Source organism: Trinickia sp. (assembly GCF_051954495.1).
Taxonomy (GTDB): domain Bacteria; phylum Pseudomonadota; class Gammaproteobacteria; order Burkholderiales; family Burkholderiaceae; genus Trinickia.
This window is the reverse complement of sequence record NZ_JBQCHR010000010.1, coordinates 1-15139: the sequence shown is the minus strand read 5'-3', so window position 1 is coordinate 15139 and position 15139 is coordinate 1. Positions and strand designations below refer to the sequence as shown.

The window sequence follows — 15139 nt, the reverse complement described above, 5'->3', positions numbered from 1 at the left end:
GAGCCGGCGCCCGCCCGCGCACGCTAGGGCGCGCACGCGCTCACACGTCGAACTTCACGCCTTGCGCGAGCGGCAACTCGCGGCTGTAGTTGATCGTGTTCGTTGCGCGGCGCATGTAGCTCTTCCACGAATCGGAACCCGATTCGCGGCCGCCGCCCGTTTCCTTCTCCCCACCGAACGCACCGCCGATCTCGGCGCCGCTCGTGCCGATGTTCACGTTGACGATGCCGCAGTCGCTGCCGGCCGCCGACATGAATTGTTCGGCCTCGCGCATGTCGTTCGTGAAGATCGCCGACGACAACCCTTGCGGCACGGCATTGTGCACCGCCAAGGCTTGCTCGAAGTCGTCGTAGACCAGCACGTACAAGATGGGAGCGAACGTTTCGCGTTCGACCACGGCCGTCTGCGCCGGCATCCGCACGATCGCGGGACGGACGTAGTACGCGCCTTCATGGCCGACATCGACGCGCTCGCCGCCCGTGACCTGCCCGCCGTCCTTGCGCGCGTCGGCCAACGCGGCTTGCATCGCGTCGAACGAGCCGCGGTCGATCAGCGGACCGACGAGCGTATCACCCTGCAGCGGATCGCCCACCTTGACCGAGGCGAACGCTTTTTCAAGCCGCGGCAGCAGCGAATCGACGACGCTGCGGTGCACGATCAAGCGGCGCAGCGTCGTGCAGCGCTGGCCCGCCGTCCCCACCGCCGCGAATGTCACGGCGCGCACGACGAGATCGAGGTCGGCGCTGGGCGCGACGATCATGCCGTTGTTGCCGCCCAGTTCGAGGATGCTGCGGCCCAGGCGTTTGCTCAGCGTCTGCGCGACTTCCATGCCCATGCGGACGCTGCCCGTCGCGCTCACGAGCGGCACCTTGTGCGAGCGCGTCAGCGCTTCGCCCACGTCACGGCCGCCGAGCACCAGCTGCAGCAGCCCTTCGGGCGCGACGCCGGGATGCGCGGCGTTGAATTCGCGCACGGCCTGTGCGAACAGCGCCTCGCAAGCGACAGCCGTGAGCGGCGTCTTCTCCGACGGTTTCCAAACGATGGGATCGCCGCAGACGAACGCGAGCGCCGCATTCCACGCCCACACCGCGACCGGGAAGTTGAACGCCGAAATCACGCCGCATACGCCGAGCGGATGCCACGTTTCCATCATGCGATGGCCCGGACGCTCCGAGGCGATCGTCAGACCGTAGAGCTGACGCGAGAGGCCGACCGCGAAATCGCAGATGTCGATCATTTCCTGCACTTCGCCGAGGCCTTCCGAGCGGATCTTGCCGGCTTCGAGGGTCACGAGCTGGCCCAGCGCGTCCTTGTGCTGACGCAGCACGTTGCCGAACACGCGAACGAGTTCGCCGCGCAACGGCGCGGGCACGGTGCGCCATTTCAGGAACGCGGCATGAGCGGCGTCGATCTTGCGCTCGGCGTCGGCCGCCGAATCCACGGCAAGCGTGGCGAGCGTCGCACCGTCGCGCGGCGAGCGCGCGGTCAGAGCGTCGCCCTTCCAAGCAGAAAGGTCCACGTTGAGCGCTGCGAGAATGTCGTTGACTACCATCACGTCCTCTTTAGGTCGAATCGAATTCAGTCTGATGAGACTACTAATAGGGCGGCCTCACCCGCCATCGTGTGGCGGAAGGCGCGCCCGTACTTCAGCGATTGAAACGCGTTCGAGCCGCATGCGCAAGCGGCGCATGCGGCTCGGATCTACCCTTGCGAGAGCGCCGACGCGAGCCGGCGCGCCCCTTCGAACGCCTCCGCCTCGCTCGGCGCCGCGAACGACAGGCGCAAGCTGCATACGTCCGGCTCACGCACGTAAAACGCGACGCCGGGGACGAACATGACGTTTTGTTCGATGGCGCGCTTGAGGATCTCGCCTGCATCGCGGCCGCCCGCGAGTCTCGCCCAGACGAACATGCCACCCTCGGGCGCGGCGAACCGCACGTCATGCGGCGCGAAATGAGTAAGCGCATTGAGCAGCGCTTCGCAACGCGACCGATAAGCCCCGACGATCGAACGCAGGTGCGGCTCCAAGCTTCCGCTGTCCAGATAATGGCGCGCCGTTTCCTGAGCGAGCGGCGCCGTGCACAAATCGCTCGTTTGCTTGGCGACGATCATCCGGCGCGCGATAGCGGCCGGTGCAACGGCCCAGCCGATGCGCAAACCCGGCGCGACGATCTTCGACAGACTGCCGAAGTAGACGATCCAGTCGCGCGCGCCAGGACATTGTTCGGCCAAGGCGAGCATCGGCGGCACGCTCTCGCCCGAGAAACGCAGCTCGCCGTAGGGATCGTCTTCGACGAGGACGATGCGATGCGCGGCCGCCAGCCGAACCAACGCTTCGCGCCTGACCCGCGGCAGCGTCGCTCCGGTCGGATTGGCGAAAGTCGGGACGGTGTAGAGCAGCTTCGGCTTGTTTGCTTCGGACCACGCGTCGAGTTGGGCGGCGAGCGCTTGCACGTCGATGCCGTCGCGGTCGGTGCGAACCGTCACGATGTTCGCGCCCGCGAGCCGCAGTGCCTGAATCGCGGCCGGATACGCCGGCTCCTCGATCAACGCCGTATCGCCCGGGGCGATCAAGGTGCGCAGCAACAGATCGAACCCTTGCTGCGAACCCGTCGTCACCATGATGTCGTCGGCTTCGCACCGCACGCCGCGCGCCGCCATCAACCGCGCCAGCGATTGACGCAAACGCGGCGCACCGGCCGTGTCGCCGTATTGCAGACACGCGATCGGATCGTCGCGGTAGGCGGCCTCGAGCGCGCGCCCGAGGCCTTCTCGATCGAACAGGTCCTTGGACGGATAGCCGCCGGCGAACGAAATCATGCCCGGACGACCGACGTACTTGAACAGCTCGCGGATAGGCGAACCCTGCGGCGCCCGAAAAGGCGCCGTGAATTCGTAGGTTGCCTCGTGCGCGGCAGAATGCGTCGCGTTACTGGAAGTCATCGCTCTTGCTCATGTGCGGGCGGCGCTCGGTGGGAATCACGCGGCCGCGGTCATCTTGAAGATGCCGGTTGCATTGCCCGCATCGAAGCCCAGGTCGAGTGAAACGCGGCCCGTCGCCTCATCGACGTAGGTATCGCGCGTAATGAATTCGTAGAACGAGCCGGGCACGTCGCGCCGCACTTGCGCGCCGTGCTCGTCGATGAAGACGCGCGAGACCGGATCCGCTTGAAACGCCGTTTGCTTGACGCGGCCCGACTTCGACACTTCCACGCGCTCCTTGATGGGCCGGCCCAAGGCGCGCTGCGCGTCGGCAACCGCAAACACGTCGGCGACGCGATCGGTCGCGTGATTGAAGGCGTTGCCTTCGGTCGCGATCCACGCCATTTCGGCGGATTCCGCGAGCAACGCCTGATAGTCGGCAAGCCGAGGTGTCGCGTGCTGGCGGTCGAAGCAGCGCACGAGAATCGGCAGCAGCGCGCAGGCATCGGCGAGCGGCAATGCGGCGTCGCGCTCGAGTTCCGAAAGCCATGCGGCCGCTTGCGGCGTCAGCGGATCGACCGAGGAACTCACGACGTTCGTCACGGCCTGCTGAAACTCGCGCGAGAAGCGTTCAGGATGCAATTCGCTGACGAAAAACTGCGCGATATGCTCGGGCGCGTCCAAATGTGCGTACGAGCGCCCTGTCATCTTGATCCGATCGAGCGGATACGTGCCGTTCAAGCGATAGCCGAGCGGCTTCAGGATGCGCGTGAACGCGGCTTCGCCCGGCGGCAGCGCACCGCAGTGCGGCCAGCGCACCGTCCGCAGCGCGCCGTGGTCGAACTCGACGCGCCCGCCTTGGCGAACGACGTCGTCGGTATAGGCTCGGCCCGTCGGGACCCTTTCGAGCAGACCGTCGAACAGCGCCATGTCGAGCGCCTGCGCCAGCTCGGCGCGGGTCACGACGCCGGCTTCGCAGCGAGCCAATGCCGGCGCAACATTCATCAATTTCACTAACCGCTGGGCGGCGCCCGGGCCGCAAGCGGCTTCGAGCAAGGCGTCGAGATTGCTGTTCATCGAATCATTCCCCGTTTTCCGTTCAAGGCCATGCCTTTAATGGCGCGCGTCGGACTTTTCGTCAGACGCCTGGCAATATGCCGATCGAATGCGATTGTCCTCGCTGCGCGCCGAGGCCACAATTGATTTAAACTCACCACTTCATTCCAAAAAATCACCAAGTCACCCGGAACTGCCCTTCGCCGGCATGGCATACATCGATGAGAAAAGGCATCCCGAATCTAGCCGCGCTGCAGGTTTTCGAAGCGGCGGCGCGCCACGAAAGCTTTACCCGCGCGGCTGACGAGCTTGCGCTCACGCAGAGCGCCGTGTGCCGTCAGGTGGCGGCGCTCGAGACGCGGCTCGGCGTCGCCTTGTTCCTGAGAATCAAGAAGCGCGTCGTGCTGACGCCCCACGGGCGTCACTACGCCGTGCAGATTCGCAAAAGCTTGGAGCGGATCGAGCGAGACACGCTCGAACTGATGGCGCAGCGTGGCGTGGGCCGTGTGCTCGAACTGGCGGTCGTGCCGACTTTCGCGAGTCAATGGCTGATCCCGCGCCTGCCGCAGTTTCGCGCACTGCGGCCCGATATCACGGTCAATCTATCGATCCGCACCGAACCCTTCCTTTTCAGCGATTCGCCGTTCGACGCCGCCGTCTATTTCGGGCGTTCGGTTTGGCCGGGCACGCAAGGGGCTTTGCTCTTTCAAGAAGGCAACGCGGTACCTGTCTGCAGCCCGGCGCTCTTGGCCGATTGCGGGCCACTGACGCGTGAACGCCTAGTCGAGATGCCCTTGCTGCACCTGTCGACACGCCCCGACGCGTGGCGCGACTGGTTTCGCGGCCACGGCTTGGGCGAGGACGCGCGCGCCGTGCGCGGCCCGCGCTACGAGTTGTTCACGATGCTCTCGAGCGCCGTGTTCGCGGGCATGGGCGTGGCGCTGATGCCGGAAATCCTGATCGCCGACGAGCTCGCATCGGGCAGGCTCACTGCCCCGCTCGACATGCCGCTCGCGAGCGATGCCGGGTACTACCTCGTGGCGCCGGATGCGGTCGCGAACGACGAACCGTTCGTCGCGCTGTCGCAATGGCTGATGTCGCTCGTGCCGCAATCGTCGCCGGTCGATCAAGAAGCGTGACGATCGGCAAGCCTCACCGCCGGCCATCCCACGCATGACCCGCTGCGGCCCGCATGCGTCACGCCGCGGCCTCGGCTACGATCCAATCGCGAAACGCTTGCATGGCCGGCGTCGTTCGCTTCGATTTGACCCACGTAAGCCAATAGCCGCCGGTATTGACTTCGAGATCGAACGTCCGCACGAGCCGCCCCGATTGCAGCTCCCGCTCGAACATGCGCGCCGGCGCCAGCGCGACGCCCGCCCCCTGCATCGCCGCCTCCACCATCAGGCGCGACGAATCGAACACGGGCCCCCGAATCGCCCCGACCGGCAGGCCCGCTTGCGCGAACCAGAGCGCCCATTCATCGGCCCGGTAGGAGCGAAGCAGCGTTTCAGCCGCCAGATCGCGCGGCGAACGGATGCGCGCGGCGAGTTCGGGCGCGCACAGCACCGTCAATGGCGCATCGAGCAGCGCCGCGGCCTGCGTACCGGGCCAATTGCCGTCGCCGAATCGAATCGCCAGGTCGAACCCTTCGGCCGCGAAATCGACGAGATTGTTGTGCGTCAGCAGGCGAAGCTCGACGAACGGATGCGCCGTGCGAAACCGTTTCAATCGCGGCATGAGCCAGCCGACGGCGAACGTCCCCACCACCCCCACCGTCAGCACCTCGTGGAAGTGCCCCCCCTCGAACTGCTTGAGCACGGCGTCGATTCGATCGAAGGCGTCGGACACGGCGGGCAAAAGCGCCATCCCTTCATCGGTCATGCCGAGCCCGCGCGGCAAACGCTTGAACAACTGAGCGCCCAGCCGCTCCTCGAGCGCGCGCACTTGCTGACTGACGGCCGCCTGCGTCACATTCAGTTCGCGTGCGGCGCGCGTGAAGCTCAGATGTCGCGCCGACGATTCGAAGGCGCGCAATGCGTTCAGCGGCAGATGCCTGACCATGCTCCGAAACCCAAAAGAAATAGTAATGCGTCCGAAAAGTTATCATCGTTTGTCCTCTTGGAGGGAAAACGCGATATTCATCGCTCTTTCAACGGAGCGAACGAAATGCAAAGAAGGCGATTCCTCGGTACCGCGACGGGCGGGATCATAGCTGGTCTATCGGCTCCCGTGTGGGCCGGCTCGGCGCCGAAGGCGCGCGGCGGCGAGCACCCGATCCCCGGCCATTCCAACGCCCAATCCCCGCAAGCGGCCCAGCGCTCGCGCGCGATCGAATTCGAGTTGGCCGCCATCGAGAAAGGCGTCGACGGCAGGCTCGGCGTCGCCGTTCTCGATCTCGAAACCGGCCTGCGGGCTGGACATCGCACCAATGAGCTGTTTCCGATCTGCAGCACCTTCAAGCTTTTGCTGGCGGCGAACGTGCTAGCTCACGCCGACCGCCGCGAACTCGATTTGGACCGCCGCGTCGTGTTCACTCCGGCGCAGCTCGAGACGTACTCGCCGGTCACGAAACACCACACGGGCCAGCCCGGCATGACGTTGCGTGAGCTGTGCGAAGCGACCATGACCTTGAGCGACAACACCGCGGCCAACCTGCTGCTCGGCGAAACGGGCGGGCCCGCCGGCTTCACGGCGTTCGCGCGCCTGTTGGGCGACACCGTCACCCGGCTGGATCGCACCGAGCCGGCGCTGAACGAGGCGATTGCCGGCGACCCGCGCGACACGAGCTCGCCGCTGGCGATGCTCGACACGATGCGCAAGGTGTTGCTCGGCCATGCACTGTCGCGGGAATCGCGCGCTCAGCTGCTTGCATGGGGCGTGGGCAACCGTACCGGGGACGCGCGTTTGCGCGCAGGCGTGCCCGACGGCTGGCGAGTCGCCGATAAGACCGGCACGGGCGAGCACGGATCGACGAACGACATCGGGGCGTTGTGGCCGCAAGATCGAGCGCCGGTTCTCGTCACCGTCTATTTGACGCAGACTAGCGCGCCGGCCAGTGCGCGCGACGCCGCGATAGCCGAGGTGGCTCGCGCGGTCACGCGTCACGTCGCCTAAAAAGCGCTAAAAATGCGTTTCAGCCGGACCCTAGCCGCACATCTAAAGGAGCAGTTTGCATGCAACCATCCGCCCCGAGTTTCTACGAGGCCACGGCAAGCCGTACAGTACGGCCCGCGCTAACTACCCGCAACGAGGAAGCCGAGGTTTGTATCGTCGGCGCCGGGTTCGCGGGCCTTGCCACCGCGCTTGGGCTCGCGGAGCGCGGCGTGCGCGATGTCGTCGTGCTCGAAGCGCAGCGCGTGGGCTATGGCGCCTCGGGGCGCAACGGCGGCTTCGTGTTCGGGGGCTACAGCCTCGAATGCGCCGATTTGCTGCGCATTCTCGGTCCGCAAGACGCCCGCGCGGTCTATCGTTTGACGCTCGATGCCGTCGATCTCATCCGCACGCGGGCCGCGCGCTATGCAATCGACTGCGACATCGTCAACGCGGGCGTCATCCTCGCCGATTGGTTCGGGCGCCCCCACGCCCTCGCCGCGCAACGCGACTTGATGCGCCAGTCGTTCGGCGTTGAATGGGAGCCGATTTCGAAGGCCGCGCTGCGTGATCGCTTGAAGACCGACCGCTATCACGGCGGCTTGCACGAGCGGCACGGCTTCCATTTTCATCCGCTCAAATATGCGCTTGGGATCGCGCGTGCGCTCGACGCGGCCGGTGTCCGCATTTACGAACGCAGTCCGGTGCTTCGCATCGAGCGCAGCGGCGATCGCCATATGATTAGCACCCCTAACGGATCGATCGTTGCGCGTCATGTCGTCGTGGCCGGAGGCGGTTATATCAAGGGCGTCTATCGGCCCGTCGAGCGCGCCGTATTGCCGATCGCAACCTATGTCGTGACGACCGAACCGCTCGGCGCGCGCCTATCCGACGCCATCGCGTGCGATGCGGCCGTCTACGACACGCGCTTCTCCTTCGACTATTACCGTCCGCTGCCCGACACGCGCATTCTGTGGGGCGGGCGCATTTCGATCTTCGAACGCAATGCGCGCGACATCGCGAGGCTCTTGATGCGCGACTTGCTGCGCGTCTATCCCCAGCTCGAGGGCGTGAAGCTCGATCACGCGTGGGGCGGCTTCATGAGCTACGCTCGCCACAAGATGCCGCAGATCGGCCGCTGCGCGGACGGCATATGGCATGCGATTGCATTCGGCGGCCATGGCGTTGCACCGACGACAGCCGCGGGAGAAATGCTGGCGGCCGCGATCGCGGGCGAGCGGCCGATTCCCGCGCCGTTCGCCCGCTTCGGGCTCGAGCCCATGTACGGCCGGCTAGGGCTGGCCGCTGCCGAAGCAACCTACCTGTGGAAGATCGCGGGCGACGCGCTCGCGCAGCGTCGGAGCCGATGATCGGAAAAAGACAGGCGTCTCGTTGCAAGCCGGAAGCGACCCGAGCAAGACACGCGGCCGTCGCGCGGCCGAGGCGATCAAGGCCGCCTCGGCCATACCGCGATCAACCTCATTGCACCATTGGCACTTGAACGTTGTCGGGCCCCGGGCCCGCGGGCGCGGCGGCCGCCCCCGATTCGATGATGGCGCGGTCGACGAGCGCCTTCGCCTCCGTGCTGCTGGCGTCGACCGACAACGCCGAGCCCGCGTTATGCCACACGCAGTTCCAGCGCGACTGAACGACGCAAGCACGCGCGGCATTCAACGCCGTATCGCGCGCTTGCTCGCGCGATACGAGCTGATCGCGCAACGATTGCGCATAGCCGTTGCGGGGATCGGAAGCCAGCACGCTCGATAAGGTGGCCCGCGCGCCCCGCAAGTCGTTCTTCGCTAGCCGAGCTTGCACGCCGTCCAGCGCACGCGCCACGCTGGCGCGTCCGCTCTTGGCATCGTTTTGCGCAGCGGGCGGCGCAGCCTGCGCACGAGCCGACGCAGTCGTCTCGACCGACGGCGCTCGTGCATCGTTCGCCCGTGCGCGCGAATGGGCCGGTGTCTGCACGTACGCCTGGACCGGCGCGCTCGGCTGAGTTTGGGGCGCAGCGTCGCCCGGAGCCGCCCACTGCCCCGCACTCTGCGACGTAGGCGGCGGCTGAACTTGCCGCGCAGCGTCCGCGGCTTGCCGCGCAGCGTCCGCGGGCGAGACCGACAGCCCCGCACTCTGCGATGTCGGCTGCGGCGGCGTTTGCACCGCCGCCACGGGAGGAGCCGTCGACGTCACCGGCGGCGGCAACGAGGCGATCGACATATCGGGCGGCGCCGCATCGTCATGCTTCGGGGTTGCAGCCGCGGGTGCGAGCTTGTTACCACCGGTCCCGGCAATGGAGCCTTCGACCGATCTCGACGAATTGTCTTGCGGTATCGTGGGCGGCGAATTTTGATCGTAGCGATGCAGCAAAACAGCGCTGCCGTAGATCACGACGAATGCGCCCAATATCAGCGCGGTGCCGCCCTTCACGCTCCACTGACGCGAACCGCGAAATGCGGGCGCGCGCATCTCGCCGTACGGATCGCCATCGGGCGATGCGAACAACGGAGTGGGCGGGCCCGGCCACGGCGGGTCCAAATCGCCTTCGAAATCCGATGATACGTAAGCGCGTGTGGAAGGCTCGGCGCGCTTGGGCGTAGCCGCGCCGCGCCGCGCGTGCGACGCATCGCCTGCCAGTGCGAAGCGCGCATGCGCGCCGCAGTGAGGACAGAAGGCAACGGGTTCGGAAATCCGGCCGCCGCAACGGGCGCATGTAGCCGGAAACCTTGGATTGCGAGCGGTTTGATCACGCATGTCCGCACTCCTAACGCGCGGACGAAGCAGACGTGGCGCCTCGCTTCGATTGGGCGCTCGCCGGCGGGAGCGCGACTGACCGCTCGATTCGACAGAAAAACTTGATCATGACATCGACTAACCGAATCGAATCAAGGGCCCACTATGGTGGAGCGGCTCATGGGCGTCAAGGCGCCGTGGCGAATTCGCGCCAGCCAAATCGGCCAGAAGTTCGTGGATCAGTGCCAATCGGGTTCGACGCCAATTGCACTCGCACGCCGAAAAATGCGGGCCATTGCATCGCGCGCACGCTTTAACGCGCGCTCGTTCCATGCAGCAACATGCGGTATTCGCTAGGCGTGACGCCGACCGTCGCCTTGAATTGACGCGTAAATGCACTGTGATCGGTGTAGCCGCACAGCGCGGCCACGTCGGTGACCTTGTCGCTCGATGCAAGTAAGGCGGTGGCCGCGTCCAGGCGGGTTTTCAACAGTACCTGTCGCGGCGTCAAGTGAAAGACCTTATGGAAATATCTTTCGAGCTGCGCGACCGACATGCCGGCCATTTTTGCCAGATGCGTCAAATTCAGCGGCTGAACGTAGTTTTCCTGTATGTACTGCACGACTTCGGCAAGCTTCGTATAAGCGGGGTGCGTGCGTTCGTTCGCCTTTAAGTCGCGCGATGCGCCGGCAATGCCTACGATGTCTCCCGCACGATTGCGCAGCGGCACCTTCGAGGTCAAACACCAGCCCGGTTGGCGGCCCGGATAAAGATGGAGCTCGAGTTGATCGATCATCGGCGCCCCTCCGTCGACGATCGCCCGGTCCTGCTCCATATAGGCCGTGCCGAATCGCGAGGGGAACACTTCCTCGGTCGTGCGCCCGACGATGCCGCGTTTGTCCTTGCAGCCGCAACGCATGGCAAGCGTTCGGTTGACGAGCGCATAACGCGTGTCGCGATCCTTCACGAAGAAGACGACGTCGGGCAATGCATCGAGCACCGGCTCGATCTGCGCGTAATACGGCAGCAGGTCGGCGAGCGTCTCGGCGTCGGGCATTTGCGGTAAGGGAATCGTCGGCGGCATCGTCACGGGCGGAAAAGCGGCGCGGCATGGGCGCGCCGCGCAAAGCGCCTCGATTATAGGCGAGCGTCGCTCTCTTGCCGCGCTTCGAGCCATGCGCCGATGCGCGTAGGCCCGAAGGGCGGCCGAGGCGCCGCGGCGTCCCAACCGAAGTAGGTTTGCGCCGCCGCACCGCAGATGCGTCCTTGGCAAGGGCCCATGCCGCATCGCGTGTGAAGCTTCGCGTCGCGCCACGTCGCATGCGAGGCGACTTCGCCGAAAGGCACGTCCTCGCACCGGCACAAGACCGTGTCCGCGCTCGGCCGTTCGCGCGCACGCGCGCCGAGCGCAAACGAGCGCGCCACACGATGCGCGAATCGGCGCCAACGATCGCGTTCGCGCACGAGCCGCTCCGGTATCGGTGCGCCACAGGCGGCAAGGCCCGCGATCTCGCCTTCCACGCGCGCGAGTTCCATCCCGCCGATGCCCGTGCATTCGCCGGCCGCCCACACGCCAGCTGTCGATGTGCGCTGCAAGTCATCGACTTCGATCGAGCCGTCTCCGATCGCGCAATCGAGCGCTTGCGCGAGCGACACGTTCGGCACGAGCCCATATCCGCAAGCGATGCGATCGCATGCCAGCGTCACCTCGTTCGCGCCTCGGCGAACCACCGCTGCTTCGACGCGACCGGATCCTAGGGCCTGGCGCACAACGCTGTCGGGCCAGTACGGCGTGCCTAGAAAACCGCGCGTCAATCGAGCCGCCTGCCATGCCTTGGACGGCGTCGCGGCGAGCGACAGCGCAAATTGCATCAGTGCCCGGCGTGGGGCTTGCTCGAGCACGGCGACGATGTGCGCGCCGGCCGCACGCGCCGTCGCCAACGCGGCGATGAGCAAAGGGCCGCTGCCCGCAAGCACCACACGCTCGCCGTGCACCGGCATGCCGCCCTTGATCAGCGCCTGCAAGCCGCCTGCCCCCGTCACGCCGGGCAGCTCCCACCCGGAAAACGGCAGCATTCGCTCGCGCGCGCCCGTGCAAATGATCAGTTCTCCGAAGGAAATGGAAACACCGCCTTCGATCGGTAAATCGACGATCACCTCGCGCGGGCCGGCGAAAGCCGACACGCGGGCGCCTGGGTAGTGCGTGAAATCAGGCGCGCCGCTCAGTTGTGAAAGCGTATCGCGCAAAGCACGAGGCGCGGCCGTCGCCGGTCCTTGGCGCCATATTTGGCCCCCTGGCCGCGCATTGTCGTCGACGAGCGCAACGCGCACGCCGGCTGCCGCCGCGGCGCTCGCGGCGGCCAGTCCGGCCGGCCCCGCACCAACGATGACGATGTCGTAGTTTGCCTTCATGACGCCGAATGCTCCGTCCCGATCACCATGCCGTCTCGGCATACCGTTTGACAGGCCAACACGTGCTCGCGCCCGTCTATCGTCATGCGGCACTCTTGACACACACCCATCCCGCAAAGCGCGGCGCGCGGCTGGCCGCTAACGGATGAGCGGGTACCGCGGATACCATGAAGGATGAATACCGCGGCCGCGGCGCTCGTGTAGGCGGACACTTCGAGCGGCACGCCGTCGATCGTCACGACGACTGTCTCGTCACGCGCCGCGAGGCGACTCGCATCAAGCGCCATGTCCCGCCTCCACGGCAAAACGATCGGTGCGATAGGGTGCGACGTCGATCGCCGCTCGCGTCCCGAGGATCTGCGCGGCCAGCAACTTCGCTGTCGCGAGCGAAGTCGTGACGCCTAGCCCTTCATGCCCCGCCGCAATCCAGACACCACGCAGCCCATCGCCGGCCGGACCGATGATCGGCAAGCCGTCGGGCGTGGCGGCGCGAAAGCCCGTCCACGCGCGCATGGCGTTCAGCGTGGGCAACGCCGGCAAATAGCAGGCGGCGCGCTCGATCATGCGCGCGAGCACCGACCACTCGGCAGCGGGATCGACTGTGTCGAACTGGCGTGACGAACCGAGCAGAATCTGTCCCGTCGGCCTTGGCTGCGCGTTGAAAGCGACCGACGCACCCTGCGTTTGATGCGCGCTTTTGATATAGCCGAGCTCGAGAATTTGATGGCGAATGTAGCCCGGATAACGATCCGTGATCAGCAGATGGCCCTTCTTCGGCGCAATCGGCAACGACGGCACGAGGCGCTGAGCGGCCAACCCATTCGCCACGACGATGAGACCGCCGCCAATGCGCTCACCGTTCGCCAGCCGGACTTCCCCGCGCGATACCGCCGTCACCTCGCAGCAGAGCCGAACGCGAATATTTTGGGCTCCTAACGAATGCTCGAGCAGCCACTGCGCTGCGCGCGGCGCATAGACGATGGCGTCATCCGGCACGAGCAAGCCGCCGGCCATCGGCGCCAATGCGCCCTCGCATTGGTGCAGCGCCTTTTCGTCCAGCAACTCGGCCGCAATGCCGGCTTCGGTCAACGCGCGATGCAGCGCCCGAGCCGCGTCCCGCTCCTCGTCGTCGGCGGCCACCCACAGTGTGCCGCAACGCGAAAACGCGTCGGCCGCGCGCATGGACGGCGCGAGTTCAAGCCACAACTCGCGCGAATAGCGTGACAGCGCCAGTTCGGCGGGCGAATCGTTCATGACGACGATGTGGCCCATGCCGGCCGCCGTCGCGCCGCCGCCGATACCCGCTGAATCGACCACGGTCACGGTCATGCCTTGTGCGGCGAACTCGGCCGCGCAGGCCGCACCGACGATGCCCGCGCCGACCACGACTGCGTCGGGCGTCATGCCGGATGCACGCCGGGAATACCGAGGGCGAACGGGTCGTCGGTCTCGAACAATAGCTTTCCTTCAGCCATGACGTGCGCGCGGCCCGTGATCGTCGGCTCGATCGCCCGCTCCCCGGTCGCCGCGCCTTCTGCTTGGTCGCACCACTCGTACCGGCCTTCGAAGACGCTGCCGATGATGCTTTGCTGACGCCACGCTTGGCCCGGTGCGAGCTTGCCGTCGGCCGCCAAGCAGGCGAGCTTCGCGCTCGTGCCCGTGCCACAGGGCGAGCGGTCGTAAGCGTCGCCCGGACACAGCACGAAGTTTCGGCTGTCGATTCCCGCCTCTTCCGTCTGCGCGAACAATTCGATGTGGTCGATGAGCGCGCCGTCGGCGCCTGTGACGCCCTGCTCGATCAACGCATTCCGAATCTCGTGCGTGAACGCTGTCAGCTCACCGATTCGAGCGGGTTCGAGGATTCGGCCGTGATCGGCCACGAGGAAAAACCAATTTCCCCCCCAGGCCACGTCGCCCGTCAGTTTCCCTACGCCGGGCACGTCGACCGACACAGCGCTGCGATAGCGATAGGCCGGCACGTTGCGCACCGATACCTGGCCGTCTTCGTTGAGCGTGGCTTCGACGATGCCCACCGGCGTCTCGATCCGGTGCCGTCCGGGCGCGAGCCGGCCCATGTACGCCAGCGAGGCGACGAGCCCGATCGTGCCGTGCCCGCACATGCCGAGATAGCCGACGTTGTTGAAGAAAATGACGCCCGCGGCACAACTTGGATCGAACGGTTCGCATAGCAGCGCGCCCACGATGACGTCCGACCCGCGCGGCTCCGTCACGACGCTCGCCCGCCAATCGTCGTGCCTCGTACGCAGGATGTCGAGCCGCTCCGCGAGCGGGCCGCTGCCCAAGTCGGGACCGCCTGCCGTCACGAGACGCGTCGGTTCGCCGCCCGTATGGGAATCGATGATCTGGATGGTTTTCATGGGGCCCATCTTAGGAACGGCGAGGCGCTGCGTCTTGGCGCCGGTGCGCGGCTCGAATGACGATTTCGGCATAGCCGCTACCCGCTCTTCGTCGGAAGCGGCGCGCGCTGACATCTCACCCCGACCGCAGCAAGACAATGAGTTCGTGCGATTGATTAGGAATGCTATCGAATTCGAGCGCCTATTGCGGCCGCAGTGAAACAGCTGTCTGAAGCGACTTTCAATGCCGTTTCGCTACGCTTGCTCGTCCCCTTCCGCACGACAAACATTCGCTGTTTGCCGCCGCGCCGCACGCCAAGATCTAGCGGCCGATCGTTGCGTGAGCAACGTTTTTTCACCCTTGTTCTTCACACAAATAAGCCGCTATCTTCGGATAATTAGCATTTATTTCCATGTAACATCGCGCTTCTTTTCAACCGACCGAGAGGAAGAGACGTGACGTTCAGACGATTTAGAACCTTCTCCAAACTCGCGGCTTCCGCGCTGATGACCTGCGCGATGGCCCTGCCCCTGGCACAATCCGCGCACGCGCAGGCGGAAACCCCGAAAGC

Annotated in this window: 13 protein-coding genes; 3 read left to right on the top strand and 10 right to left on the bottom strand. The window is 65.9% G+C overall.

What is annotated here, in order from left to right:
* Positions 1-40 precede the first annotated feature (40 nt).
* The 3 genes from amaB to ACTHNR_RS00550 form a co-directional block, all read right to left on the bottom strand.
* Positions 41-1552 carry an L-piperidine-6-carboxylate dehydrogenase gene (gene amaB, locus ACTHNR_RS00560; protein ID WP_440545430.1) on the bottom strand — a complete coding sequence of 504 codons (1512 nt, stop codon included), beginning with the start codon at positions 1550-1552 and terminating at the stop codon, positions 41-43.
* A 149-nt stretch (positions 1553-1701) separates the two neighbouring features.
* Positions 1702-2943 (bottom strand): PLP-dependent aminotransferase family protein, encoded by a 1242-nt coding sequence (locus ACTHNR_RS00555; protein ID WP_440545429.1) that lies wholly within the window; start codon positions 2941-2943, stop codon positions 1702-1704.
* Between the two features lie 36 nt (positions 2944-2979).
* On the bottom strand, positions 2980-3999 hold the full coding sequence (locus tag ACTHNR_RS00550) for a DUF1338 domain-containing protein (protein WP_440545427.1): 1020 nt from the start codon (positions 3997-3999) through the stop codon (positions 2980-2982).
* A gap of 200 nt (positions 4000-4199) precedes the next feature.
* Between ACTHNR_RS00550 and ACTHNR_RS00545 the strand changes: the two genes are divergently transcribed.
* Positions 4200-5117: a LysR substrate-binding domain-containing protein gene (locus ACTHNR_RS00545; protein WP_440545426.1), complete on the top strand. Its 918-nt coding sequence runs from the start codon at positions 4200-4202 to the stop codon at positions 5115-5117.
* A gap of 58 nt (positions 5118-5175) precedes the next feature.
* Here ACTHNR_RS00545 and gcvA read toward each other — a convergent pair whose 3' ends face one another.
* Entirely contained in the window at positions 5176-6042 is an 867-nt protein-coding gene (gene gcvA / locus ACTHNR_RS00540) for a transcriptional regulator GcvA (RefSeq protein ID WP_440545425.1), read from the bottom strand.
* A gap of 105 nt (positions 6043-6147) precedes the next feature.
* On the opposite strand from gcvA, the gene bla reads away from it, so the two are divergent.
* Both bla and ACTHNR_RS00530 read left to right on the top strand, forming a co-directional pair.
* On the top strand, positions 6148-7095 hold the full coding sequence (gene bla / locus ACTHNR_RS00535; RefSeq protein WP_440545424.1) for a class A beta-lactamase: 948 nt from the start codon (positions 6148-6150) through the stop codon (positions 7093-7095).
* Between the two features lie 59 nt (positions 7096-7154).
* Positions 7155-8441, top strand: coding sequence for an NAD(P)/FAD-dependent oxidoreductase (locus ACTHNR_RS00530; RefSeq protein ID WP_440545422.1), 1287 nt, complete (start codon positions 7155-7157; stop codon positions 8439-8441).
* A gap of 109 nt (positions 8442-8550) precedes the next feature.
* Here the strand turns inward: ACTHNR_RS00530 and ACTHNR_RS00525 are convergent, their stop codons facing one another.
* The 6 genes from ACTHNR_RS00525 to ACTHNR_RS00500 form a co-directional block, all read right to left on the bottom strand.
* Positions 8551-9819, bottom strand: coding sequence for a hypothetical protein (locus tag ACTHNR_RS00525; protein WP_440545421.1), 1269 nt, complete (start codon positions 9817-9819; stop codon positions 8551-8553).
* A gap of 292 nt (positions 9820-10111) precedes the next feature.
* On the bottom strand, positions 10112-10855 hold the full coding sequence (locus tag ACTHNR_RS00520; protein ID WP_440545420.1) for a helix-turn-helix domain-containing protein: 744 nt from the start codon (positions 10853-10855) through the stop codon (positions 10112-10114).
* Between the two features lie 80 nt (positions 10856-10935).
* A complete protein-coding gene (locus tag ACTHNR_RS00515) occupies positions 10936-12210 on the bottom strand; it encodes an FAD-dependent oxidoreductase (protein ID WP_440545419.1) in 1275 nt (424 codons plus the stop codon).
* A complete protein-coding gene (locus ACTHNR_RS00510; RefSeq protein ID WP_440545418.1) occupies positions 12207-12497 on the bottom strand; it encodes a (2Fe-2S)-binding protein in 291 nt (96 codons plus the stop codon). The genes ACTHNR_RS00515 and ACTHNR_RS00510 overlap by 4 nt, the downstream gene beginning before the upstream one ends.
* Complete coding sequence (locus tag ACTHNR_RS00505) at positions 12487-13614, bottom strand: NAD(P)/FAD-dependent oxidoreductase (RefSeq protein WP_440545417.1); 1128 nt, start codon at positions 13612-13614, stop codon at positions 12487-12489. Before ACTHNR_RS00505 ends, ACTHNR_RS00510 begins: the two co-directional genes overlap by 11 nt.
* On the bottom strand, positions 13611-14597 hold the full coding sequence (locus ACTHNR_RS00500; RefSeq protein WP_440545524.1) for a 4-hydroxyproline epimerase: 987 nt from the start codon (positions 14595-14597) through the stop codon (positions 13611-13613). Before ACTHNR_RS00500 ends, ACTHNR_RS00505 begins: the two co-directional genes overlap by 4 nt.
* Positions 14598-15139: the final 542 nt, after the last annotated feature.

Bases quoted from the DNA above. Each gene is read 5' to 3' on its own strand.
- ACTHNR_RS00530 (WP_440545422.1), top strand. From the start codon at position 7,155: ATGCAACCATCCGCCCCGAGTTTCTACGAGGCCACGGCAAGCCGTACA.
- gcvA (WP_440545425.1), bottom strand. From the start codon at position 6,042: ATGGTCAGGCATCTGCCGCTGAACGCATTGCGCGCCTTCGAATCGTCG.
- ACTHNR_RS00520 (WP_440545420.1), bottom strand. From the start codon at position 10,855: ATGCCCGACGCCGAGACGCTCGCCGACCTGCTGCCGTATTACGCGCAG.
- ACTHNR_RS00545 (WP_440545426.1), top strand. From the start codon at position 4,200: ATGAGAAAAGGCATCCCGAATCTAGCCGCGCTGCAGGTTTTCGAAGCG.
- ACTHNR_RS00550 (WP_440545427.1), bottom strand. From the start codon at position 3,999: ATGAACAGCAATCTCGACGCCTTGCTCGAAGCCGCTTGCGGCCCGGGC.
- ACTHNR_RS00515 (WP_440545419.1), bottom strand. From the start codon at position 12,210: ATGAAGGCAAACTACGACATCGTCATCGTTGGTGCGGGGCCGGCCGGA.
- ACTHNR_RS00505 (WP_440545417.1), bottom strand. From the start codon at position 13,614: ATGACGCCCGACGCAGTCGTGGTCGGCGCGGGCATCGTCGGTGCGGCC.
- ACTHNR_RS00510 (WP_440545418.1), bottom strand. From the start codon at position 12,497: ATGGCGCTTGATGCGAGTCGCCTCGCGGCGCGTGACGAGACAGTCGTC.
- ACTHNR_RS00525 (WP_440545421.1), bottom strand. From the start codon at position 9,819: ATGCGTGATCAAACCGCTCGCAATCCAAGGTTTCCGGCTACATGCGCC.
- ACTHNR_RS00500 (WP_440545524.1), bottom strand. From the start codon at position 14,597: ATGGGCCCCATGAAAACCATCCAGATCATCGATTCCCATACGGGCGGC.
- bla (WP_440545424.1), top strand. From the start codon at position 6,148: ATGCAAAGAAGGCGATTCCTCGGTACCGCGACGGGCGGGATCATAGCT.
- amaB (WP_440545430.1), bottom strand. From the start codon at position 1,552: ATGGTAGTCAACGACATTCTCGCAGCGCTCAACGTGGACCTTTCTGCT.
- ACTHNR_RS00555 (WP_440545429.1), bottom strand. From the start codon at position 2,943: ATGACTTCCAGTAACGCGACGCATTCTGCCGCGCACGAGGCAACCTAC.